This window comes from Streptomyces sp. ISL-12, assembly GCF_018614415.1.
GTDB lineage: Bacteria > Actinomycetota > Actinomycetes > Streptomycetales > Streptomycetaceae > Streptomyces.
In genome coordinates, this window is record NZ_JAGGOO010000002.1 from 67,021 (window position 1) to 88,205 (window position 21,185).

A 21,185-nucleotide genomic window follows, 5' to 3' on the forward strand; every position below is an offset into this window, starting at 1 on the left:
GGTACGCAGCCGCCGTACGGGCCGGTGCGCGGCCGGTCGGCACTCGGTGGGCGGTCGGTGCCCGGGCGGGCCTCACGGATCGTAGCTCATTGTTACCTACACTCACAATGAACAGCACCCTGATATTGTTCCCGCATGACCGCCCCCGACCCCGACGGCGTCCTTGCCGAGCAGTTGCTGCGGCTCACCCGCCGGGTGCACCGCATCCAGAAGCGGCATCTGGAGCGAGGCGACCTCGGCATCACCCCCGCCCAGTCCCGCCTGCTGCGCACCCTCGCGCACTACGGCTCGCCGCCCCGGATGACCGACCTGGCCGAGCGCCTGGAGGTCGTGCCCCGAGCGGTGACGACACTCGTCGACGGACTGGAGTCCGCCGGGATGGTGCGCCGGGCGCCGGATCAGGCCAATCGGCGAGTGATCCGCATCGAGCTGACGGACGACGGGCGCACGGCGCTGAGCGAACTGCGCCGCGCGCGCCGCTCGGCGGCGGAGGAGATCCTGGCCCCGTTGACCGCCGAGCAACGCGCCGTGCTCGGCGGGCTGCTGGACACGCTGATCGACGGAACCGCCGTGGTGCGCCCCGGCACCGACGCCGGCTGACGCCGTCGTCCGCGGCGGACCGCCGCGTTCCACCGCCCGGCCCAGCCGCCCCGGCACCGCCGTGAGCAGGGACTTCGCGGGCTCCGAGCCGCCTGGCCCGTACTCCGCCGGGGTTTCCCGGAGTAACTCGAAACGGTCGCAGCCGGATCCCTGCGCCGGTGCGGAAAACCGCTTGATTTCCACTACGCGGCGACGCGAACCTGTCACGGTTTGCTGCCCTCCGGCGCCGCACCGAGCGGCCCCGCCTGACACGAGCCACTGGGACCTCATGCAGATCCAAGACCTTCCGTTCTCCGACCCGGGCGTGCCCGACGCGCGCTCGGGCCCCCGATTCCTGTGGTGGCTCTTCCGGAACCAGCTGGGCGGACAGCTCAAATCGCTGGCCTGGGGGCTGCTGCACTTCGCCTCCGTCTCCGCACTTCCCTTCTGCGTCGGCCTCGCCGTCCAGGCCGTCGTCGACCGGTCCGGCGGCCGGCTCGCCCTGGCCGGCGCTCTGCTGGCCGTGTGCTGCGCCGGCAACGCGCTCGGCGACACCTTCCTGCACCGCGCCGCCATCACCAACTGGATCACCGCGGCCGCCCGCGTACAGCAACTGCTGGCCCGCAAGGCCGCCCTGCTGGGCTCGGCGCTGACCCGGCGGGTCGCGGCCGGCGAGGTCGTGGCCGTCTCCACCGGCGATGTCGAGAAGATCGGCTGGTTCGTCGAGGCGGTGTCCCGGTTCACCGCGGCGGCACTGACCATCGTGCTGGTCTGCGTCGGCCTGCTCCTCTACCAGCCGTCCCTCGGCATCGTCGTCATCATCGGCCTGCCCGTCCTGGCGCTGGCCGTGCTGCCGCTGCTGCCCCGTGCCACACGGCGCGCCGACGTCCAGCGGGAGAAGGCGGGCCGGGCCACCGAACTGGCCTCGGACACCGTCGCCGGACTGCGCGTGCTGCGCGGCATCGGTGGTGAACAGCTCTTCCTCGACCGCTACCGCCGCGCCTCCCAGGACGTGCGCCACGCTGCCGTGCGCAGCGCCCGCATGTGGTCCCTGATCTCCGCGATCCAGGTGCTGTTGCCGGGCCTGCTGCTGATCGCGGTGGTCTGGCACGGCGTGCACCTGGCCCGGGACGGCCGGATAGGCGTGGGCGAGCTGGTCACCGTCTACAGCTCGGTCATGATCCTCACCTACCCTCTCCGGCACTTCGAAGAGATCGCCATGGCGTACTCCTTCTCCCGGCCCTCGGCCCGGCGGGCCGCCCGGGTGCTGGCGCTGGAACGGGCCACGGACGCGGGTGGATCCGGCACGGGCGGCCCCAGGACGAGCGAATCCGGTACGCGCGAATCCGGTACGCGCGAATCCGGTACGAGCGGTGGTCTCCCGTCCGGCGATCTGTACGACCCGGAGACCGGTCTGCTGGCCCCGGCGGGCCTGCTGACCGCCGTGGTGTGCGGTGACCCCGACGCCGCCGGCCGGTTGGCCGAACGGCTCGGCGGCCACCCCTCGGAGCTGGGCACGCCGGTCTCACTGGGCGGGGTGCCGCTGGACGAACTCCCCCTGGACTCCGCGCGCACGGCCGTGCTGGTCCAGGACAAGGACCCGGTACTGCTGTCCGGGACGCTGCGCGACCTGCTCGACGTGCCCGCCTCCGGTGCCGTCGGCGCCGCCCAGGCGCTGGCCGCCGCCCAGTGCGAGGACGTGCTGGCGGCTCTCGTGCAGGGTTCGGTCGACGCGGAGGACCCGATGGACGCCCGCATCACCGAACGGGGCCGTTCGCTCTCCGGCGGCCAGCGCCAGCGGCTCGCCCTGGCCCGGTCGCTGGTGACCGACCCCGAGGTCCTCGTCCTGGACGAACCCACCTCCGCCGTGGACTCGCACACCGAGGCGCGCATCGCGGACGGCGTACGGGGCCTGCGGCAGGGCCGCACCACCGTCGTGTTCACCTCCTCACCGCTGCTGCTGGACCGCGCCGAGCGCGTGGTGTTCCTGCACGAGGGCGAGGCCGCGGCCGTCGGCACCCACCGCGATCTCGTACGCGGCGACCCGCGGTACCGGGCCGTGGTGACCCGCGAGACCGATGAAGAGACCGGCGTCCAGCGGGAGGAGCACGCCGTCCTGGGTGGCCTCGCCGGCGACGGCCCAGGGCTTGCTCCGAGCGGCGACGCCCTCGGGAACGGCCGCCTGGACGACGACGTACTGCACCGCCTGGAAGAAATCGAGGAGACGGCATGATCGGCGTGGCGCCACCGTCGTACGACCCCGCGGCCCCGACCACGGCGAGCACCCTGCCCGTCGGCAACGCCGCGACCGTGCGCGGCTATGTGACGGAGCTGCTGCGCCGGCACCGCCGCGCGTTCGTGCTGCTCGTCACCGTCAACACCGTCGCCGTGATCTCCTCCATGGCCGGTCCCTACCTGCTCGGCGGGCTCGTGGAGCGGGTGTCCGACGGCGCTCGCGAGCTGCACCTGGGCATCACCGCCACGCTGTTCGTGGTCGCCCTGGTCCTCCAGGCCGCCTTCGTGCGTGAGGTGCGGCTGCGCGGCGCGGTGCTCGGCGAGCGCATGCTGGCCGACCTGCGCGAGGACTTCCTCGTGCGCTCGGTCGGGCTGCCGCCGGGGGTGCTCGAACGGGCCGGCACGGGTGACCTGCTGTCCCGGATCACGACCGACATCGACCGGCTCGGCAACGCCATGCGCGAGGCCGTGCCCCAGCTGGCGATCGGTGCGGTGTGGGTGGTGCTGCTGCTGGGCGGTCTGGTGGTCACGGCACCGCCGCTTGCCCCGGCCGTGCTGCTGGCGGTGCCGCTGCTGGTGGTCGGCTGCCGCTGGTACTTCCGGCGGGCGCCCTCCGCGTACCGTTCGGAGGCCGCCGGGTACGCCGCTGTGGCCGCCGCGCTCGCCGAGACCGTGGACGCCGGGCGCACCGTGGAGGCCCACCGTCTGGGCGCCCGGCGCGTCGGGCTTTCGGACCGCCGGATCAGGGAGTGGACGGCCTGGGAGCGGTACACGCTCTGGCTGCGGTCCGTGCTCTTCCCGGTCATCAACGTCACCCATGTGACGGTCCTCGCCTCGGTACTCATGATCGGCGGCGTGTTCGTGCTCCAGGGCTGGATCGGGGTCGGCCAGCTGACGACGGCGGCCCTGATCGCGCAGATGCTCGTCGATCCGGTCGGACTGATCCTGCGCTGGTACGACGAGCTCCAGGTGGCCCAGGTCTCGCTGGCCCGGCTGGTCGGTGTGCGGGAGATCGAGCCCGAGAGTGACGACACCGCGTCGGCCCCGGAGGGACGCGATGTGCACGCCGACCGGGTGCACTTCGGCTACCTGGAGGGGGTGGACGTGCTGCGCAAGGTCTCCCTGGAGGTCGCCCCCGGCACCCGGCTGGCGCTGGTGGGTCCCTCCGGCGCGGGCAAGTCCACCCTCGGCAGGCTGCTCGCCGGTATCTACGCTCCCCGCGAGGGCCGGATCACCCTGGGCGGCGCGGAACTGTCCCGGATGTCCGCCGAACGGGTCCGCTCGCACGTCGCCCTCGTCAACCAGGAGCACCACGTCTTCGTGGGCTCCCTGCGTGACAACCTCCGGCTGGCCCGTGGTGGTGCCACCGACGCCGAGCTGTGGGCCGCGCTGGGCGCGGTCGACGCGGACGTCTGGGCCCGCGCGCTCGACGAGGGGCTGGACACCGAGGTCGGTTCCGGCGGCTTCGCGCTCACCCCGGCGCAGGCACAGCAGATCGCGCTGGCCCGCTTGGTGCTGGCCGACCCGCACACCCTGGTCCTGGACGAGGCGACGTCGCTGCTCGACCCCCGGGCGGCCCGGCATCTGGAGCGGTCCCTGGCCCGGGTGCTGGACGGCCGCACCGTCGTCGCGATCGCCCACCGGCTGCACACCGCCCACGACGCGGATGTCATCGCCGTGGTCGAGAACGGCCGGATCAGCGAGCTGGGCAGTCATGAGGACCTGGTCGCGGCGGACGGAGCGTACGCGGCGCTGTGGCGCTCGTGGCACGGCTGACCCGGACGGGCCCTCACCGGCGGGGTGGGTGACAGGCGTCTCACGGGGCGCGGCCGGGGGCCGGCGGAGAGCGGCGGGTCCCCGGCCCGGGTCCGTGCCGTTGCGTGGTCCCGAGAGGGGGTGGAAATCTGGGAGAAGGCACCGGCGCGGGGAACGCCCGAAGACCCCGCGACGCGTCGACCGGCGACGCCCTGTCCCCGTGCGGCGGCAATCCGCCGAGCCCCGCGGTGTGAGCGGGCCGGGCCCCACCCTCTGGAGGTATCCGTGAACAGCGCCGACGGATGGGGAGACGATGTCTACCAGCCCGACGGTTCCGAACAGAGGGAGGACACCGGGCTGCTCGACGCGGAGGACACCCTGGAGTACGGCGGTGTCGATGACCCCCTCGACGCGGGCTGGTCCCCTCCGGAGCGGCCTTGGGCCGTGGAACACGACGGCGTGACCGCGGCCGAACGCCATCACGGCGAGAGCCTGGACCAGCGGCTTTCCGAGGAGATCCCGGACGCCGCGGTACCCGACGGGGACGGTCTCGGCGACTCCGAGGACACCGACGGCGAACTGCTGGACGACGAGGTCGGCGCCACCCGTTCCGGCCGGCTCGTGGCTCCCGACGAGGGGGCGCGCGAGGACGAGGAGGCCGCCCTGGTCGCCAGGGACGTGGGCATCGACGGCGCGGCGGCGTCCGCCGAGGAAGCCGCGATGCACGTCGTCGACGAGGACGCCCTTCCCCGCTGAACCCGCTGTTCCCCCGGCGTCGCCGCGCCGCGCGCCGCCCCCGCCGCACAAGGAGCGCTCATGCAGCAGGACAAGCACCCCGACTACCATCCCGTCGTCTTCCGGGACCGCGCCGCCGGTTACGCCTTCCTCACCCGGTCCACCGCGACCAGCGACCGGACGATCGAGTGGGACGACGGCCGGAGCTACCCGGTCGTCGACGTGGAGATCTCCTCGGAGAGCCATCCGTTCTACACGGGGCAGGCACGGACGGTCGACACGGAGGGACGCATCGCCCGGTTCGAGCGGCGCTACGGCGGCGGGACGGGCACCGAGGACCGGCCCGCCTGAGCAACCGCCGCGTGCTCCGCCGTCCGACGCGTCGAGGCAGGCAGTCACAGACGGGACGACGTCGAGGGCCCGACGGCCTCGGGCGCGGCTGACGTGTGCCATACGGTCCGGCGGGCAGGGACGCCACGTCGCTCGACGCCGGACGACACCGACGCGCCCCCGCCGTCCGTCAGAGCGTGCGGTGGCGGCTCTCGGCCGCCCTCGACCTCGCCTGACGTCCTGCTCGGGGTTGTCGGGCCGGCGGGGACGTGTCGGCTGCGCTCGGTCCCGTCCGGCGTCCTGCTCCGGGGTGCCGGAGGCGAGACCGCGGGTCAGATGACGTTGAGCGCGGCCGCGCAGCCCACCCCGCCGAGCAGCATGAACGCCGGCATCAGCACCTTGAGCTCGACCCAGCTGCCCGCGCGGAACCGCAGTGCCTTGGGCGGGCCGATCGGGTACCAGCGCTTGCGGCCCACCGGTATGGGCCACAGTATCGGGCAGCCGGACACGGTCAGCGCGTCCCCGATGTCGTGCACCAGCGCGCCCAGCACGATGGGCAGCCCCAGCCACAGGTACTCCTGTCCCGGCGCTGTGAACAGCCAGTCCGACCCGTTGCCCGGTTCGTCCAGGACGCCCGCGATGATCCAGGCGCTGGTCGCGGCCAGCAGCCAGACCAGGACGTCGCTGCTGGAGCCGCGGGCCGCCCGCCACAGCAGGCCCTCGATGGCCAGCACCATGTGGATGAAGAGGATCGCGAGCACACCCCAGCGGTCCCCGGTGATCGCCACGACCGATGAGCCCGCCCCGATCAGGACCGCCCACAGCCAGGTGTGGGTGAGCGTGCGGTGACCGCCGGAGCGGCGCGGGTCGCCCTGCTTCTTGGTGGCCTTGTAGACGGCGTACGAGAGTTTGTCGACGATCTCGCACAGACCCCGGGACACCGGTCCGAAGGCCCGCGAGATGGTCGCGGCTTTGTGGTCGAGGTCCGGAGCGAGCGCGGCGCCGGCGCAGATCAGGGCTCCGGTCAGCAGGACCGGCCAGGGCATCGGGTGCCCGGCCGCGGCGGTCGCCGCCCCTACACCGAGCCAGGCCGCGGCGCCCGACAGTGAGTGTGCTGGTCCCATCATCGCCGTTGCCCGCCCCATTCCTCGTGTGCCGCTGTCCAGTTGACCAGGACCGCCGACATGGCGTCGGCGACCCAGGGTAACCTTCATGATCTTCGGTCCCGCATCCGATTCCCGCATCGGGGTCGGGGCCAGGCAAGATGGTGGCGTGACCCTCATCGATCGCCTGCCGCCGACCGCCGACCCCGACGCCCTTTACGAAGCCTTCGAGTCGTGGGCCCAGGAGCGCGGTCTCACGCTCTACCCCCACCAGGAGGAGGCGCTGATCGAGGCGGTCTCCGGGGCGAACGTGATCGTCTCGACTCCCACCGGATCCGGCAAGAGCATGATCGCGGCGGGCGCGCACTTCGCCGCCCTCGCCCGGGACGAGGTCACTTTCTACACCGCGCCGATCAAGGCGCTGGTCTCGGAGAAGTTCTTCGAGCTGTGCAAGCTCTTCGGCACCGAGAACGTCGGCATGCTCACCGGCGACGCCTCCGTGAACGCCGACGCCCCTGTGATCTGCTGCACCGCCGAGGTGCTGGCGTCGATCGCGCTGCGCGACGGCAAGCACGCGGACATCGGCCAGGTCGTCATGGACGAGTTCCACTTCTACGCGGAAGGGGACCGCGGCTGGGCCTGGCAGATCCCGCTGCTGGAACTGCCGCAGGCCCAGTTCGTCCTGATGTCCGCCACGCTCGGCGACGTCTCCTTCTTCGAGAAGGACCTCACCCGGCGCACCGGCCGCCCGACGTCGGTCGTCCGGTCGGCGACCCGCCCGGTGCCCCTGTCCTACGAATTCCGTTACACCCCGCTCACCGAGACCCTCACCGACCTGCTGACGGCCAAGCAGGCCCCCGTCTACATCGTGCACTTCACGCAGGCACAGGCCGTGGAGCGGGCGCAGGCGCTGATGAGCATCAACATGTGCACCCGCGAGGAGAAGGACAAGATCGCCGAGCTGATCGGCAACTTCCGCTTCACCACCAAGTTCGGCCGCAACCTCTCCCGCTACGTGCGGCACGGCATCGGCGTGCACCACGCCGGCATGCTGCCGAAGTACCGGCGCCTGGTGGAGAAACTCGCCCAGGCGGGGCTGCTGAAGGTCATCTGTGGGACGGACACGCTCGGCGTCGGCGTCAACGTGCCGATCCGGACCGTCCTGTTCACCGCTCTGACCAAGTACGACGGCAGCCGGGTGCGGACGCTGCGCGCCCGGGAGTTCCACCAGATCGCGGGACGGGCCGGACGCGCGGGCTTCGACACGGCGGGGTTCGTGGTCGCGCAGGCACCCGAGCACGTCGTCGAGAACGAGAAGGCCCTGGCCAAGGCGGGCGACGACCCGAAGAAGCGCCGCAAGGTGGTCCGCAAGAAGGCTCCCGAGGGCTTCGTCGGCTGGAGCGAGCAGACCTTCGACAAGCTCATCGCCTCCGAGCCGGAGCCGCTGACGTCCCGTTTCCGGGTGACGCACACGATGCTGCTGTCGGTGATCGCCCGGCCCGGCAACGCCTTCGAGGCGATGCGCCGTCTGCTGGAGGACAACCACGAACCGCGCAAGCAGCAGTTGCGGCACATCCGGCGGGCCATCGCCATCTACCGCTCGCTGCTGGACGGCGGCATCGTCGAGAAGCTGGACACTCCGGACGCCGAGGGCCGCATCGTCCGCCTCACGGTCGACCTCCAGCAGGACTTCGCCCTCAACCAGCCGCTGTCCACGTTCGCCCTGGCCGCGTTCGAACTGCTCGATCCCGAGTCGCCGTCGTACGCGCTGGACATGGTGTCGGTGGTGGAGTCCACGCTGGACGACCCGCGGCAGATCCTCGCCGCCCAGCAGAACAAGGCGCGCGGCGAGGCCGTGGCCGCGATGAAGGCGGACGGCGTCGAGTACGAGGAGCGCATGGAGCGCCTTCAGGAGATCACGTACCCGAAGCCGCTGGAGGAGCTGCTCTTCCACGCGTACAACACCTACCGCAGGAGCCACCCCTGGGTCGGGGACCACCCGCTGTCGCCGAAGTCGGTGATCCGGGACATGTACGAGCGGGCGATGTCCTTCACCGAGCTGACCTCCCACTACGAGCTGGCGCGGACCGAGGGCATCGTGCTGCGCTACCTCGCCGGCGCCTACAAGGCCCTGGACCACACCGTCCCCGACGACCTGAAGTCCGACGACCTCCAGGATCTGATCGAGTGGCTCGGCGAGATGGTGCGCCAGGTCGACTCCAGCCTGCTCGACGAGTGGGAGCAGCTCGCCAACCCCGCGGAGATGACCGCCGAGGAGGCGCAGGAGAAGGCCGACCAGATCCGGCCCGTCACCACCAACGCGCGCGCCTTCCGCGTCCTCGTCCGCAACGCCCTGTTCCGACGGGTGGAGCTGGCCGCCCTCGACCAGGTCGACGAGCTGGGCGAGATGGACGGCGACGCCGGATGGGACGCCGACGCCTGGGGCGAGGCCATGGACAAGTACTGGGACGAGTACGACGACCTCGGCACCGGTCCCGACGCCCGCGGCCCGAAGCTGCTGGTGATCCAGGAGGAGCCGCAGGACCGGCTGTGGCGTGTCCGGCAGATCTTCGACGATCCGAACGGCGACCACGACTGGGGGATCAGCGCGGAGGTCGACCTCGTGGCCTCCGACGCGGAGGGCCGGGCGGTCGTCCGCGTCACCGATGTCGGCCAGTTGTGAACACAGGAGAGCATCACCCATGACACCCACGCCCAACCCGGCCGACAGCCTGGTCGACCTGCTCGACCTGGAACAGATCGAGGTCAACATCTTCCGCGGTCGCAGCCCGCAGGAATCCCTGCAGCGGGTTTTCGGCGGCCAGGTGGCCGGCCAGGCCCTGGTCGCCGCGGGCCGCACCACCGAGGGCGACCGCCCGGTGCACTCGCTGCACGCGTACTTCCTGCGGCCGGGCCGGCCGGGCGTGCCGATCGTGTACCAGGTCGAACGGGTCCGGGACGGGCGGTCGTTCACGACCCGCCGGGTCACAGCCGTGCAGCAGGGACGGACGATCTTCAATCTCACCGCCTCCTTTCACAAGCCTGAGCAGGGAAGTTTTGAACATCAGCTGCCGCCGGCCCGGGCGGTGCCGGACCCGGAGTCGCTGCCGACGGTCGCCGACGAGGTCCGGGAGCATCTGGGCGCGCTGCCGGAGCAGTTGGAGCGGATGGCGCGGCGGCAGCCCTTCGACATCCGCTACGTCGACCGGCTCCGCTGGAAGACCGAGGACATCCAGGACGCCGAGCCGCGCAGTGCCGTGTGGATGCGGGCGGTCGGACCGCTCGGTGACGATCCGCTGGTGCACACCTGCGCGTTGACCTATGCCAGCGACATGACCTTGCTGGACGCCGTGCGCATCCCGGTGGAGCCCTTGTGGGGGCCGCGGGGCTTCGACATGGCCTCCCTGGACCACGCCATGTGGTTCCACCGTCCCTTCCGCGCGGACGAGTGGTTCCTGTACGACCAGGAGTCCCCGATCGCCACAGGGGGACGCGGGCTGGCCCGCGGCCGGATCTACGACACCGAAGGTCGTCTGCTGGTGTCCGTCGTCCAGGAAGGCCTGTTCCGGGCGCTGTAGTCCGGTCCGGCGGCGGAACTCAGCGGGTCGGTCGGGTGGGCCTGGGGTTTCTGCGTCGCAGGCGGCCCAGCAAGCCGCGGCGGCGTTCTGGCGCGGGTGACGGGTGCTGCCGCACCCCCGACGGGCGGGTGGTGCCCAGGGCGGTGGTGCTCGGCGTGGGGGTGTGCCGAGGAGCGATACCCGCCGCGTCGAAGGACTGTGCCGCCGAGGACGGCGCGGTGGTGGCAGAGGGCCGGCAGTGGTGTCCGGCCGCCCGCGGGACCCGGTGAGCCGCCGGGCGGGCTGTCGGCCGGGGTGCTGACGTGTGGTGTTCTCGTGCGGTGCCGACCAGGTGGGCCAGTTCCGCGCGGAGCCAGTGGATCTCGTCCGGGTCGGTCGCCGTCATGATCTCCTCGGCGAGCCTGGCGCTGGGCGAGCCGGGCGCGCCGTGGATCACCGGAGCCGGGCGGAGCCGCTGGAGGTGCGAGCGCTCGTGCGGGTCCCCTACGACGGCCTCGATCTCGACCGGGTCGAGCAGGGACGCCACGGCCGCGGCCCGGGCCCACGGATCGTCGGTCCGGCGGAGCAGGAAACCCAGATGCCGGCGGCGCCAGTTGCGCGGGCGCCGGTCCTGCCCGTCCTTCAACTGCAACCGCAGCCGCTCGGGAGCACGGCCGGTCAGCAGAGCGGCGTTGCTCTCGTCGGACGCGAACTGCCGTAGTTCGTCGGCAAGGTACAGCCAGACGACGGCACCGTAGCGGTTGACGTAGACCTTCACGGGCACCAGCAGTCCCAGCCGCGCGAGGCGGGCGAACCGGGACGTGGGCACCTTCATGAGGGCGGCGCCCTCCGTCGTTCCCACGGTCCGCACTCGCTCCCGCAGGGATTCGGGGAAGCCCTCCTGCTCACGGACCCGTTCGATCTCGGCCCGGGTGACGCACGGTCCCCCTCCTCCTTCATCGGGTACGACACGGATCCGGCCCAGGCCCATCGCGATGTCGAACTCGCTGCGCTTCAACCCGAGTTCACGCGCCGCCCGCCTGGGTGCGAGCCTGTTGCCCCGCGTGGCGGGGTGGTCGGCGGCAGGCGTCGCCTGAGGCGTGAGGATGTTGCCGGACATGCTGGTCTCCCCCGTGGAGTGTGCGCGGACCGCGCCCTGTGCGCCCGTCCGAGAAAAACCGTAGCCGTTCGCCCGACTGCCCGTCGGAGGCTGTGGATAACTCCGCGAACGGCTCCACAGGGACGCGAAACCGGCAGGTCAGGGCTCCATGGCAGAGGTACGGTCGGGATGCCGGGCGTCGACGTGGAGGTGCTCGCCGACCCGGTTCACCAGTAAGGTCATCTCGTAGGCGATCTGGCCGATGTCGGCCTCCGCGCCGCTCAGTACGCACAGGCAGCTGCCGGAGCCGGCCGCGGTGACGAACAGGACCGCGTCGTCGAACTCGACCATCGTCTGCCGCACCCGCCCGGCGCCGAAGTGACGGCCCGATCCCTTCGCGAGGCTGTGCAGTCCGGAGGAGACGGCGGCGAGGTGCTCCGCGTCCTCGCGCCGCAGGCCGGTACTGGCACCTGTCACCAGGCCGTCGTTGGACAGCAGCATCGCGTGCCGCACATGTTCGACGCGCTCGGTCAGATCGTCCAGCATCCAGCCGAGTTTCTGGTTCTGCGCCATGATCCCGTCGCCCCCTGTGCTCCCCGTGTGTCGTCTCCCCCTGGTCGTGGGGGTCTGCTCCGCCAGCCTTCCCCACGGTGGGGCTCCGGGCAAGCAGGATGGGGCCATGGCACAGAAGATGACCGACGAGGAGTGGCGGGCGTTCGTCTCGGAGGGCACCCGCACCATGAAACTCTGCACCGTCCGCGCGGACGGCAGTCCGCATGTGGCGCCGGTCTGGTTCCTGCTCGACGGGGACGAGATCGTGTTCAACACCGGCAAGGAAACCGTCAAGGGACGCAATCTGCTCCGGGACGGCCGGGTCGCCCTGTGCGTGGACGACGACCGGCCCCCGTTCGACTACGTCGTGCTTCAGGGCCGCGCCCGGATCTCGGAGGAACCGGACGAACTGCGGGACTGGGCGGCCCGCATCGGTGCCCGCTACATGGGCGAGGAGCGTGCCGAGGAGTTCGGTGCCCGTAACGGTGTGCCCGGTGAACTGCTCGTGCGGGTCACCGTGGACAAGGTCTCGGCACAGAGGGCCGTGGCGGACTGACTCCGGGTCCGGGCCGGGGCCGGGTGGTGGCCGGGGTCAGCTCACCGAGTCGAGCAGCCGAGCGGTGTGCATCCGCCCGGCGTACGCGACGAGTTGGATCAGCACCTCTTTCCCCGAGGCACGCTCGCGCGCGTCGCACAGCACGACGGGCGTGCCCCGGTCGAGGTCGAGAGCGTGCGTGATGTCCTGGGTGCCGTGCCGGTGGGCGCCCCGGAAGCAGTCGACGGCCACCACGAACGGGATGCGGCGGTGCTCGAAGAAGTCGACCGCCGGGAAGCAGTCCGCCAGTCGCCGGGTGTCCGCGAGGACCACGGCGCCGAGGGCTCCCTCTGCCAGGTCGTCCCACAGGAACCAGTAGCGGTCCTGGCCCGGTGTGCCGAACAGGTAGAGGGCGAGATCGGACCGGAGGGTGATGCGTCCGAAGTCCATGGCGACGGTCGTGGCGGCCTTCCGGGCGACGCTCTCGGTGTCGTCCATCGGGCGGCCCGCCTCGCTGAGCGGTTCCTCCGCGCGCAGCGGTCCGATCTCGCTGACGGCGCCGACCAGGACCGTCTTGCCCACGCCGAACCCTCCGGCGATCAGTATCTTCAGCGCCAGAGCGGCCGTCTCGCCGCCGTCGGCGGCGTCCCAGTCCTCGGAGGCCATCGATCACTTCTCTCGGGAGTGCCGGTGACGCCCCGGCGCGGAGGGGCACCGGTGCCACTCGCCCGGGGGTTTCTGGGCGGTTCGGGGGTGTCCCACGGCCTCGGAACGCTAGCCCGGTGCGGGGGTGCGCGCGGGCTCTGTTCCGGAAGGTGCCGGGATGTGTCCCGGAGGGTCAACGGAACGACCACACCGTGCCCGCATGTGTGCGCTGCGGCGCCGTCCCCGGCCGTACGGAATCATGCGGAGCATGAGCGACGACCACACACACGTCCAGGAATTCTTCACCGCCCGCGCCGCCGACTGGGACAGCCGCTTCCCCGACGACGGTCCCGCCTATGCCGCGGCGGTCGCCGAGCTGGACCTGCGCCGCGGAAACCGTGTGCTCGACGCGGGGTGCGGCACCGGTCGCGCCCTGGCACCGCTGCGCGCGGCCGTGGGCGCGTCGGGGGTGGTGATCGGGGCCGATCTCACCCCGGCCATGCTGCACGCCGCCCGGCGGGCCGGCCGGGACCGGGAGGGGTGGCTGCTGTTGACCGACGTCGCCAGACTGCCGCTGAGATCACGGTCGCTCGACGCCGTGTTCGCCGCGGGGCTCATCGCCCATCTGCCCGATCCGGGCGAGAACCTCCGCGAGTTGGCACGCGTGGTGCGACCGGACGGCGTACTCGCCCTGTTCCACCCGGTCGGGCGGGCGGCGCTGGCCGCCCGGCAGGGCCGTCGGCTCACCCCGGACGACCTGCGCGCGGAGCCCAGCCTCCGGCCCCTGCTGGCCGCTTCCGGCTGGCGTATGACGTCGTACGTCGACGAGGACGCCCGCTTCCTCGCCCTGGCCGTCCGCCAGAGCTGACCACGGCCCGGCTCCCGCCGCTTCCCCCCGGAACCGCGAACGGGCGGCGTCCAGAGTGCCCGTGTCCGCCCCCTTCTGCAGGGGAAGCGGCGTCTCTACGTTGAGTACCGGGAGATACGCACGGTCGGTCATGGCGGCGGCACAGGGGGACGGTGGTCAACTTGTTCGGCAAGACCTGGGACAGATTGCTCAGCGCGCTGAGCACGGCCGAGGAGACCGGACGCGACAGCCGCGGGCACAACCTCTTCGAGGCTGCCGCCGCTTATGTGTCGGCGCACGTGGAGGACGACCAGGAGCGGATGGACGAGGCGGCGGGCTGGGTGTCGCCGGAGGCGTTGTCGTTCGGGGTGAACGAGCTGGCGTGCCGGGCCGTCGTCGCGCTCGCGCGTGAGCGCGACGAGCCGCCACGGACCGTGGCCCGTGCGCTGCTCGGGCTGCCGGTGTCCTGACGGAACATCCGCATCCGGTGGTCGTTTTGGCCCGCCCAGCCGGAAAACTGCAGCTCGGGTACGTCGGGGAGTCGTGACAAGCGACTTCCGGCCGCACTAGGGTGCGCGCCGTTGGTCGAACCGATGGGGAGGCTGGGATGGCCGGGACGGACGAGGACGCCGTCGCCGCCGAGGACGATGCGCTCTACGTGCTCACGGCGGTGCTGCTGACTCCGGCGAAGTTTCCGAGTGTGCTGGGCGACGACTGTCCGGAGGCGTGCGCGGCGCTCGGTCTCCCCCCGCTGGCGGACGGCTACGGGCTGGTGCTCGGGCAGGACGGTGCCGGGGCTCGGTGGACGGTGGTGATCGACGATGTCTCTTTGGTCGCGGTGGCCATAGCCTCCTGGGACTGCGGCATGGAACACGAACTGTCGCCGGACGAGCGCACCGTCGTGACGGCGCTGCCCGGCTGGCCCCTCGCGGTCGCCGTGGCGGCTCCGGGCGTACCCGCGCCGCACGACCCCACTCCCGAGGCGGATGACCGGCCCCCGCTGTCACCGCCCGACACGAGCGCCTGGGGGCCTGCCCAGCGACGCTTGGGAGCCGACGAGATCGCTCTGCAATGGGTGCGGTGGCGGGAGCAGGTGGACGACTCCGGATTCGCGACCGCGGAGGACGGCACCGGCACGACCGAGCGCCCGGAGGACCTGGCGGGCCAAGCGGGCCAGGCGGGTCAGGCGGGTCAGGCGGGTCAGGCGGGAGAACCGGAAGCAGCGGGCGGAGACGAGGCCGGGGGCGAGGTCGGCTCCGGAGAGTCTGCCCGGGAAAGTTCGCCGGGCGCGGGGGCGAGGCAGGGGTTCAGCAGTGTCCGGCGGGTGCTCGCGGAAGCCCGTGCGTACGTCGACACACCGCCGCCGCTCGGCCGGGTCCGGTCGTCGTTCGCGGCGGGCGACGCCCGCACCTTGCGTGTCGACGGTCCGGGCTGGTCGCTCGTGGCACGGACCGACGACATCGCCTTCGTACTGCTTGACGAGGAGCCCGGCGAGGTCCTTCCGGTGGGCCGGGGTCCGGAGCTGCCGGGCCTGCTGAAAGCCCTCGACGAGATGGCCGTACGTCCCGGCTGAGCCGCGCCTCGTCAGGATGTCCGGTCCTCCCGGCTCCTCGGGGCATCCGGCCCCCGGGGCGGCCGACGGCTCGGCTCCTGCGGCCCTCGGTGTCAGCGCGTCAGCGGCCGAGTTCCTTGCGGCTGACACGGCGCAGTCGGCGCCGCTGGGACGGGTCCAGCGTGAGGTACGCGGCGGCCGGGACTCCCAGGACTATCAGGAGGGCGGCCCACCAGGGCAGCCAGATCCACAGGATGAGCCCGACCGCCACACCCCCTGCGGCGATCTTGGCGTTCTTCGACATGATGTCGCCTCCTCCGCGGCCAGTGCCGCTCTCTGTTCTGAAAACGGTCCCGCGCCCGCCGCGGTTCCGATCGCGACCCTGAGCTGTCCCTGAGCCGTCCCTGAGACAGGACCCTGAGTCCTCCCTGAGAGCCGTCGCCATACGGGGGAGCCTGCAGATCCCGTCCCGTCCGGCCTCTGCCTGCCCTGCCTCCTTGCATGGTGTCCCACGTCATAGTCGAGCACACCCGATCGGCGGCGTATTCCTGTAGTATCGGCGACCCGCCACCACTAGTCAAAATTGAGGAGTGAGTCATCGCCGATCAGTCGACTCCCCCGGCCCCTCCGCCAGAGATCCCTCGACTGGCCCGCTGCTGCGCCGTCTTCCTGCCGGGTGAGCCTGCCCGTACCGGTGGTGTCGCCTTCTGGCGGTCGGACGGCGACCCGCCACCGGTCATCGCCGCGGGGACCGCCATGAACCTGACGGTCGCGGTTCCCGACGGCGACCGTGTCGAGAAGGTGGGCGTACCAGCCGTTCTGCTGCCGTTGCGCGAGGCCGTACCGGTGCTCACGCGCACGCGTGCCCTTCAGGACAGGCATCGGGCGGCGGAGTTCTGGGGTGCGGTGGCCGTGCACGCCCTGTACCTCGTGGCGCGCGGCCTGCTGCTGCCCGCGCTGTCCCCGGCCGGCCACGACACCTGGCGCGTGGGGCCGCTGCGCGGCGAGGGAACGGAACTCGTCCGCCGTCTGGCCGCCGCGATGCCGCCCGAGGCACACGCGGTGCCGGTGGAGGGAACCGGCCCCGTGCGGCTGCCCGATCCGGAGCCGCTGGTGCGGGCCTTCCTGGACGCTGTCGCCGACACGCTGCCCCGCTCCCCCGCCGCCCCGCTCGTGACGGGCGGGGACGCCTACGCCACCCGGCGGCAGCGGCTCCGGCCCGAGCTGCGCGCGTGGGCGGACGATGTCGCCGCGGTGCACGACGCGGGGGTGCGGTTGTCGTTGCGGATCGAGGTCTCCGGACTGCCGGCGGCCACGGAGCCCTTCGGGCCGACCACAGGCGGGGAGCGGTCCGGACCGGCCACAGGCGAGCACTTCGGATTCCCCATGGAATCCGTACCAGTCGCAGGCGTGAAGCCCTCTGGGGTGGCCGTCGGCACAGGGCCGTCCGGATCGGCTGTGGACACCGGGGTGGAAGGGGCGCCGAGGTTCCGTGCCGTGCCGCAGGTGCACAGCGTGGGCGATCCCGCGCTGGTCGCGGACGCCGCCGATGTCTGGGCCGGCGCCGCGGGTGACGCCTTCGGCCCACGCGCGCGGACGGACGCCCTGCTCGCGCTGCGCCGGGCGGCCCGTGCCTGGCCGGCGCTCACTCCGCTGCTGTCGGCCGCCGTGCCGGATGCCGTCGCGCTCGCCGACGACGAGGTCGTCGAGCTCCTCGGCAGTGGCGTCCGGGCGCTGGCCGGCGCCGGAGTCGACGTGCACTGGCCCCGGGAGACACGTCACGGTCTGTCCTGCCGCGCGGAGGTCGGGCCTGCGGACAGCGGGGACGGGCCGGGTGCCTTCGTCACCGCCGGCGGGCCGTCGTTCCTGTCCGCCGACGCGCTGCTCGCCTTCAGCTGGACGTTCACCCTGGGCGGCGAGCAGCTCACCCGCGAGGATCTGGACCGGCTCGCCGAGGCCGGCCGGCCGTTGGTACGGCTGCGTGATCAGTGGGTGCTCATCGACCCCGAGGAGGCGCGCCGGGCCCGCGACCGGCAGGACCGCAAGGTCACACCCGTCGACGCGCTGGCCGCGGCCCTGACGGGCTCCGCCGAGGTCGACGGGCACCGGGTCCCGGTGCGGCCCACGGGGTGGCTGGAGGAGCTGCGGGAGCGGCTCGCCGACCCGGAGAGGCAGGAGCCCGTGGATCAGCCGGCCGTCCTGGCCGCGACGTTGCGGGACTACCAGCGGCGGGGCCTCGACTGGCTGGTGCGGATGACGTCGCTGGGCCTGGGCTGCTGTCTGGCCGACGACATGGGGCTCGGCAAGACCATCACGCTGATCGCCCTGCATCTGCACCGGCAGACCGACGCGGCGTCCGCCGGCCCGTCCCTGGTGGTCTGCCCGACGTCGCTGATGGCCAACTGGCAGCGGGAGATCGAGCGGTTCGCGCCCGGCACTCCGGTACGCCGTTTCCACGGCGCCCGACGCGAACTGGAGCATCTGGACGGCGGCGAGTTCGTCCTCACCACGTACGGCACGATGCGCCTGGACGCGGACCGGCTGACCGGAGTGCCGTGGAGCATGGTGGTGGCGGACGAGGCCCAGCACGTGAAGAACCCTTACTCGGCGACCGCGCGGCACCTGCGCACCATCGGGGCACGCGCGCGCGTGGCGCTCACCGGCACGCCGGTGGAGAACAACCTGTCGGAGCTGTGGGCGATCCTGGACTGGACGACCCCGGGGCTGCTGGGCCCGCTCGGCACCTTCCGCGCCCGTTACGCGCAGGCCGTCGAGGGCGGCCAGGACCCGGCCGCGGCCCAGCGGCTGTCCCGGCTCGTCGGGCCCTTCCTGCTGCGCCGCCGCAAGTCGGACCCCGGTATCGCGCCCGAACTGCCGCCGAAGACCGAGACGGACCACGCCGTGTCGCTGACGGCGGAACAGACGGGCCTGTACGAAGCCGTGGTGCGAGAGACACTCGCCGACATCGCCGACGCCGACGGCATGGAGCGACGCGGAATGATCGTGAAGCTGCTGACCGGGCTCAAGCAGATCTGCAACCATCCGGCGCAGTTCCTCAAGGAGGAGAGCCCGCGCATCGCGGGGCGCTCGGGAAAACTGGAGCTGCTCGACGAGTTGCTGGACACGATCCTCGCCGCGGGGGCGAGCATGCTGGTCTTCACTCAGTACGTGCAGATGGGGCGCCTGCTCGAACAGCACTTGGCGGCGCGAGGCGTGGCCTCGCTGTTCTTGCACGGCGGAACATCCGTCACCGCGCGCGAGGAGTCGGTACGGCGTTTCCAGGACGGCGAGGCGCCCGTGTTCCTGCTGTCGCTGAAGGCGGCGGGCACCGGCCTGAACCTCACCCGCGCGGAGCACGTCGTGCATTACGACCGTTGGTGGAACCCGGCCGTCGAGGCGCAGGCCACCGACCGCGCTTACCGCATCGGCCAGACACGACCGGTGCAGGTGCACCGGCTGGTGGCCGAGGGGACGGTCGAGGACCGCATCGCGTCCTTGCTGAACCGGAAACGGGAGCTGGCCGACGCCGTGCTCGGTTCCGGCGAGGGGGCTCTGACGGAGCTGACGGACGCGGAGCTGGCCGATCTGGTGGAACTGCGGGGTGGGGTGTGATGACCGGGTGCGACGACGATGACGCGGAGCGGACGTTCGCCACGCTGCCGCCCACGCCCGGGCGGGGCTTCGCGCGCAGTTGGTGGGGCCGGGCCTGGGTGCGGGCGCTGGAGGAGTCGGCGCTCGACGGGGAGCAGGTACGGACCGGCCGCCGGCTCGCCCGCGCGGGGGCGGTGGGCACGGTGTCCGTGCGGCCCGGGCGGATCACGGCGGTCGTCCGGGACCGGGACGGCACGGGGCATCGGGCGGACGTCCTCCTGCCGGAGTGGTCCGGTGAGCAGTGGGACCGGTTCGTCGGCATGGCGGTCGAGCGGGCCGGTCATGTCGCGGCCCTGCTGGACCACGAGATGCCTCCGCATCTGGTGGAGGACGCGGCGGCCGCCGGCGTCGACCTGCTGCCGGGCACGGGCGATCTGGAGCCGGAGTGCGACTGCGGCGCCTGGGACCACTGCGGGCACAGCGCGGCGCTGTGCTACCAGGTGGCACGGTTGCTGGATCAGGATCCGTTCGTCCTGCTGCTGGTGCGAGGACGCGGTGAGCGGACCGTACTGGACGCCCTCCAGGCGCAGGGAAGCGCGCCCACCGAGGACTCCTACCGGCCTGAGGGGGTGGACGCCGTTGAGGCGTACGCGACGGCCGACGCGCTGCCGCCGCTGCCCGGTCCTCCCGGCGTCCCCGAGGGGCCGGGTGTGCCTCCGTCCCTCGACACGGACACCGCCACCGGGCCGGGTGTCGACCCGGAAGCGCTGGGCTTCCTCGCATCGAGGACCACGGCGGAGGCACATCGCCTGCTCGTCGAGGCCCTGGCCACCGGGCACGGGCAGCGGCCCTTGGAGCGCGAATTGTCCGCCGTGCGGGACGCGGTACGCCTGGCGGCGGACGGTCCGGCCCCGACACCGACACCGGTGATCGCCACCCGCCTCGCTGACGGATCGGGGCGTGACCCGAAGGGCTTCGCGGCGGCCGTACGCGCGTGGCGGCTCGGCGGAGTCGACGCGCTTGCCGTACTGGATGAGGAGTGGACGGTGGAAGGCGAAACGCTGGCACGCGCGCGTGCCGCCCTGGAGTCGGCCTGGGACGAGGATGAACGGCCGTTGCTGCGGGCACGGTCCAACCACTGGACGGTGGCCGGGGAACCCTTCCAGCTGCGCTTGGGCACCGATGGCCGGTGGTGGCCGTACCGCGAGGAGGACGGCCGTTGGGTACCCGCGGGCGAAGCGGCCAGGGACCCTGCGACGGCGCTGGCCTCGGCGACGCTCGCGGCCGGGAACGAGCCCTGACGCGCGGTCTTCCTCGCCCGCCCCCTCAGCCCCCCTGCCTGACGAGTTGGGGTGGGGGTGGGTCCCGCCACTGTTCACATCCAGGCACATGATCAGCGGCCCCGGCGCTGACGAGCTTCCGTTTCCCGGAAGCGCTCACCGGTCAGGGTGTCGTCTGCGCGACCAGGGACGGGATCATGGACTCCAGGTCGCTGGGCAGTTCGCCGGGGAAGCCGGACGGCAAGGACGGCAGCTCGCTGGGCAGTCGGCTCGGCAGTTCGGTCGGCAGGCCGCTCGGCAGTTCGGTCGGCAGGCCGCTCGGCAGTTCGGTCGGGATGTTGTCGGACCGCGAAGGGGTGGCGGTCGCGCTGCTTTCGGCGGGCGGCTCCTCGTCGGTCGAGTCGTCACTTCCCGAAGCCATGAGCACGATCGCGACCACGGCACCGGCCGCCACGATGAGGGCGAGCAGCAGAACCAGCGTGTTCCGGCGCTGTCTCGGGTCGCGTCCGCCTCCGTCCCCGTGTCCCGGCCCGAGGCCGAAGCCATCGGCAGGAGGACCGAAGCCGCCTCCCGGTGGCGGTGGGCCACCCGGTGGTCCGGGCGGCTGTGGCGGTGGTGCGGGCGGCATGGCCATACCGTCCAGAGTCGCCTCCGGCCGGGCGGCACGCGACCCTTACGCGGAAGTCGGGACACAAGCACAGCAGCACGCACGACCTGCCCGCACCACAAGCCCCTGCCGTACCGCCGGGACGACGCACATGGCGTCGTCCCGACCCGCGGACCGGGGGTC

Annotated in this window: 19 protein-coding genes; 13 read left to right on the top strand and 6 right to left on the bottom strand. The window is 72.3% G+C overall.

Features of this window, described 5'->3' with window-relative positions:
- Positions 1-135 precede the first annotated feature (135 nt).
- From J7I94_RS00395 to J7I94_RS00415, 5 genes are all read left to right on the top strand, one after another.
- Positions 136-600: a MarR family winged helix-turn-helix transcriptional regulator gene (locus J7I94_RS00395; RefSeq protein WP_215164382.1), complete on the top strand. Its 465-nt coding sequence runs from the start codon at positions 136-138 to the stop codon at positions 598-600.
- A 268-nt stretch (positions 601-868) separates the two neighbouring features.
- Entirely contained in the window at positions 869-2,812 is a 1,944-nt protein-coding gene (locus J7I94_RS00400; RefSeq protein ID WP_215164383.1) for an ABC transporter ATP-binding protein, read from the top strand.
- A complete protein-coding gene (locus J7I94_RS00405; RefSeq protein ID WP_215164384.1) occupies positions 2,809-4,590 on the top strand; it encodes an ABC transporter ATP-binding protein in 1,782 nt (593 codons plus the stop codon). The genes J7I94_RS00400 and J7I94_RS00405 overlap by 4 nt, the downstream gene beginning before the upstream one ends.
- Positions 4,591-4,854: 264 nt before the next feature.
- Positions 4,855-5,325 carry a DUF5709 domain-containing protein gene (locus J7I94_RS00410; protein WP_215164385.1) on the top strand — a complete coding sequence of 157 codons (471 nt, stop codon included), beginning with the start codon at positions 4,855-4,857 and terminating at the stop codon, positions 5,323-5,325.
- 60 nt (positions 5,326-5,385) lie between these two features.
- Positions 5,386-5,655: a type B 50S ribosomal protein L31 gene (locus tag J7I94_RS00415; RefSeq protein WP_215164386.1), complete on the top strand. Its 270-nt coding sequence runs from the start codon at positions 5,386-5,388 to the stop codon at positions 5,653-5,655.
- A gap of 311 nt (positions 5,656-5,966) precedes the next feature.
- Here J7I94_RS00415 and J7I94_RS00420 read toward each other — a convergent pair whose 3' ends face one another.
- On the bottom strand, positions 5,967-6,761 hold the full coding sequence (locus J7I94_RS00420; RefSeq protein ID WP_215164387.1) for a metal-dependent hydrolase: 795 nt from the start codon (positions 6,759-6,761) through the stop codon (positions 5,967-5,969).
- Positions 6,762-6,906: 145 nt separating this feature from the next.
- Here J7I94_RS00420 and J7I94_RS00425 point away from each other — a divergent pair, with 145 nt between their 5' ends.
- Together J7I94_RS00425 and J7I94_RS00430 are read left to right on the top strand one after the other, a co-directional pair.
- A complete protein-coding gene (locus J7I94_RS00425) occupies positions 6,907-9,420 on the top strand; it encodes a DEAD/DEAH box helicase (protein ID WP_215164388.1) in 2,514 nt (837 codons plus the stop codon).
- 19 nt (positions 9,421-9,439) lie between these two features.
- The gene (locus tag J7I94_RS00430; protein WP_215164389.1) at positions 9,440-10,315 is read left to right on the top strand and encodes an acyl-CoA thioesterase II; all 876 of its coding nucleotides are present in this window, start codon (positions 9,440-9,442) and stop codon (positions 10,313-10,315) included.
- 19 nt (positions 10,316-10,334) lie between these two features.
- Here J7I94_RS00430 and J7I94_RS00435 read toward each other — a convergent pair whose 3' ends face one another.
- Positions 10,335-11,414 carry a DUF6397 family protein gene (locus tag J7I94_RS00435; protein WP_215164390.1) on the bottom strand — a complete coding sequence of 360 codons (1,080 nt, stop codon included), beginning with the start codon at positions 11,412-11,414 and terminating at the stop codon, positions 10,335-10,337.
- Between the two features lie 138 nt (positions 11,415-11,552).
- Entirely contained in the window at positions 11,553-11,966 is a 414-nt protein-coding gene (locus tag J7I94_RS00440) for a roadblock/LC7 domain-containing protein (RefSeq protein WP_215164391.1), read from the bottom strand.
- 106 nt (positions 11,967-12,072) lie between these two features.
- On the opposite strand from J7I94_RS00440, the gene J7I94_RS00445 reads away from it, so the two are divergent.
- Positions 12,073-12,501, top strand: a complete 429-nt coding sequence (locus J7I94_RS00445) for a PPOX class F420-dependent oxidoreductase (RefSeq protein ID WP_215164392.1) — start codon at positions 12,073-12,075, stop codon at positions 12,499-12,501.
- A 36-nt stretch (positions 12,502-12,537) separates the two neighbouring features.
- Here J7I94_RS00445 and J7I94_RS00450 read toward each other — a convergent pair whose 3' ends face one another.
- Positions 12,538-13,146 carry an ATP/GTP-binding protein gene (locus tag J7I94_RS00450; RefSeq protein WP_215164393.1) on the bottom strand — a complete coding sequence of 203 codons (609 nt, stop codon included), beginning with the start codon at positions 13,144-13,146 and terminating at the stop codon, positions 12,538-12,540.
- Between the two features lie 247 nt (positions 13,147-13,393).
- Here J7I94_RS00450 and J7I94_RS00455 point away from each other — a divergent pair, with 247 nt between their 5' ends.
- The 3 genes from J7I94_RS00455 (at position 13,394) to J7I94_RS00465 (ending at position 15,545) form a co-directional block, all read left to right on the top strand.
- On the top strand, positions 13,394-13,993 hold the full coding sequence (locus J7I94_RS00455) for a class I SAM-dependent methyltransferase (protein ID WP_215164394.1): 600 nt from the start codon (positions 13,394-13,396) through the stop codon (positions 13,991-13,993).
- Between the two features lie 161 nt (positions 13,994-14,154).
- Positions 14,155-14,442 (top strand): hypothetical protein, encoded by a 288-nt coding sequence (locus J7I94_RS00460; protein WP_251074433.1) that lies wholly within the window; start codon positions 14,155-14,157, stop codon positions 14,440-14,442.
- A gap of 137 nt (positions 14,443-14,579) precedes the next feature.
- Positions 14,580-15,545, top strand: coding sequence for a hypothetical protein (locus J7I94_RS00465; protein WP_215164396.1), 966 nt, complete (start codon positions 14,580-14,582; stop codon positions 15,543-15,545).
- A gap of 100 nt (positions 15,546-15,645) precedes the next feature.
- Here the strand turns inward: J7I94_RS00465 and J7I94_RS00470 are convergent, their stop codons facing one another.
- The gene (locus J7I94_RS00470; protein WP_215164397.1) at positions 15,646-15,828 is read right to left on the bottom strand and encodes a hypothetical protein; all 183 of its coding nucleotides are present in this window, start codon (positions 15,826-15,828) and stop codon (positions 15,646-15,648) included.
- Positions 15,829-16,169: 341 nt separating this feature from the next.
- Here J7I94_RS00470 and J7I94_RS00475 point away from each other — a divergent pair, with 341 nt between their 5' ends.
- A complete protein-coding gene (locus J7I94_RS00475; protein ID WP_215164404.1) occupies positions 16,170-19,136 on the top strand; it encodes a DEAD/DEAH box helicase in 2,967 nt (988 codons plus the stop codon).
- On the top strand, positions 19,136-20,416 hold the full coding sequence (locus J7I94_RS00480) for an SWF or SNF family helicase (protein ID WP_215164398.1): 1,281 nt from the start codon (positions 19,136-19,138) through the stop codon (positions 20,414-20,416). The genes J7I94_RS00475 and J7I94_RS00480 overlap by 1 nt, the downstream gene beginning before the upstream one ends.
- 142 nt (positions 20,417-20,558) lie before the next feature.
- On the opposite strand, the gene J7I94_RS38040 is transcribed toward J7I94_RS00480, so the two are convergent.
- Positions 20,559-20,816, bottom strand: a complete 258-nt coding sequence (locus J7I94_RS38040; RefSeq protein ID WP_251074435.1) for a hypothetical protein — start codon at positions 20,814-20,816, stop codon at positions 20,559-20,561.
- Positions 20,817-21,185: the final 369 nt, after the last annotated feature.

What these genes read in the sequence shown, in the direction of transcription:
- J7I94_RS00395 (WP_215164382.1), top strand. Translation starts at nt 136, where the DNA reads ATGACCGCCCCCGACCCCGACGGCGTCCTTGCCGAGCAGTTGCTGCGG.
- J7I94_RS00400 (WP_215164383.1), top strand. Translation starts at nt 869, where the DNA reads ATGCAGATCCAAGACCTTCCGTTCTCCGACCCGGGCGTGCCCGACGCG.
- J7I94_RS00405 (WP_215164384.1), top strand. Translation starts at nt 2,809, where the DNA reads ATGATCGGCGTGGCGCCACCGTCGTACGACCCCGCGGCCCCGACCACG.
- J7I94_RS00415 (WP_215164386.1), top strand. Translation starts at nt 5,386, where the DNA reads ATGCAGCAGGACAAGCACCCCGACTACCATCCCGTCGTCTTCCGGGAC.
- J7I94_RS00420 (WP_215164387.1), bottom strand. Translation starts at nt 6,761, where the DNA reads ATGATGGGACCAGCACACTCACTGTCGGGCGCCGCGGCCTGGCTCGGT.
- J7I94_RS00430 (WP_215164389.1), top strand. Translation starts at nt 9,440, where the DNA reads ATGACACCCACGCCCAACCCGGCCGACAGCCTGGTCGACCTGCTCGAC.
- J7I94_RS00435 (WP_215164390.1), bottom strand. Translation starts at nt 11,414, where the DNA reads ATGTCCGGCAACATCCTCACGCCTCAGGCGACGCCTGCCGCCGACCAC.
- J7I94_RS00440 (WP_215164391.1), bottom strand. Translation starts at nt 11,966, where the DNA reads ATGGCGCAGAACCAGAAACTCGGCTGGATGCTGGACGATCTGACCGAG.
- J7I94_RS00445 (WP_215164392.1), top strand. Translation starts at nt 12,073, where the DNA reads ATGGCACAGAAGATGACCGACGAGGAGTGGCGGGCGTTCGTCTCGGAG.
- J7I94_RS00450 (WP_215164393.1), bottom strand. Translation starts at nt 13,146, where the DNA reads ATGGCCTCCGAGGACTGGGACGCCGCCGACGGCGGCGAGACGGCCGCT.
- J7I94_RS00455 (WP_215164394.1), top strand. Translation starts at nt 13,394, where the DNA reads ATGAGCGACGACCACACACACGTCCAGGAATTCTTCACCGCCCGCGCC.
- J7I94_RS00465 (WP_215164396.1), top strand. Translation starts at nt 14,580, where the DNA reads ATGGCCGGGACGGACGAGGACGCCGTCGCCGCCGAGGACGATGCGCTC.
- J7I94_RS00470 (WP_215164397.1), bottom strand. Translation starts at nt 15,828, where the DNA reads ATGTCGAAGAACGCCAAGATCGCCGCAGGGGGTGTGGCGGTCGGGCTC.
- J7I94_RS00480 (WP_215164398.1), top strand. Translation starts at nt 19,136, where the DNA reads ATGACCGGGTGCGACGACGATGACGCGGAGCGGACGTTCGCCACGCTG.
- J7I94_RS38040 (WP_251074435.1), bottom strand. Translation starts at nt 20,816, where the DNA reads ATGGCTTCGGGAAGTGACGACTCGACCGACGAGGAGCCGCCCGCCGAA.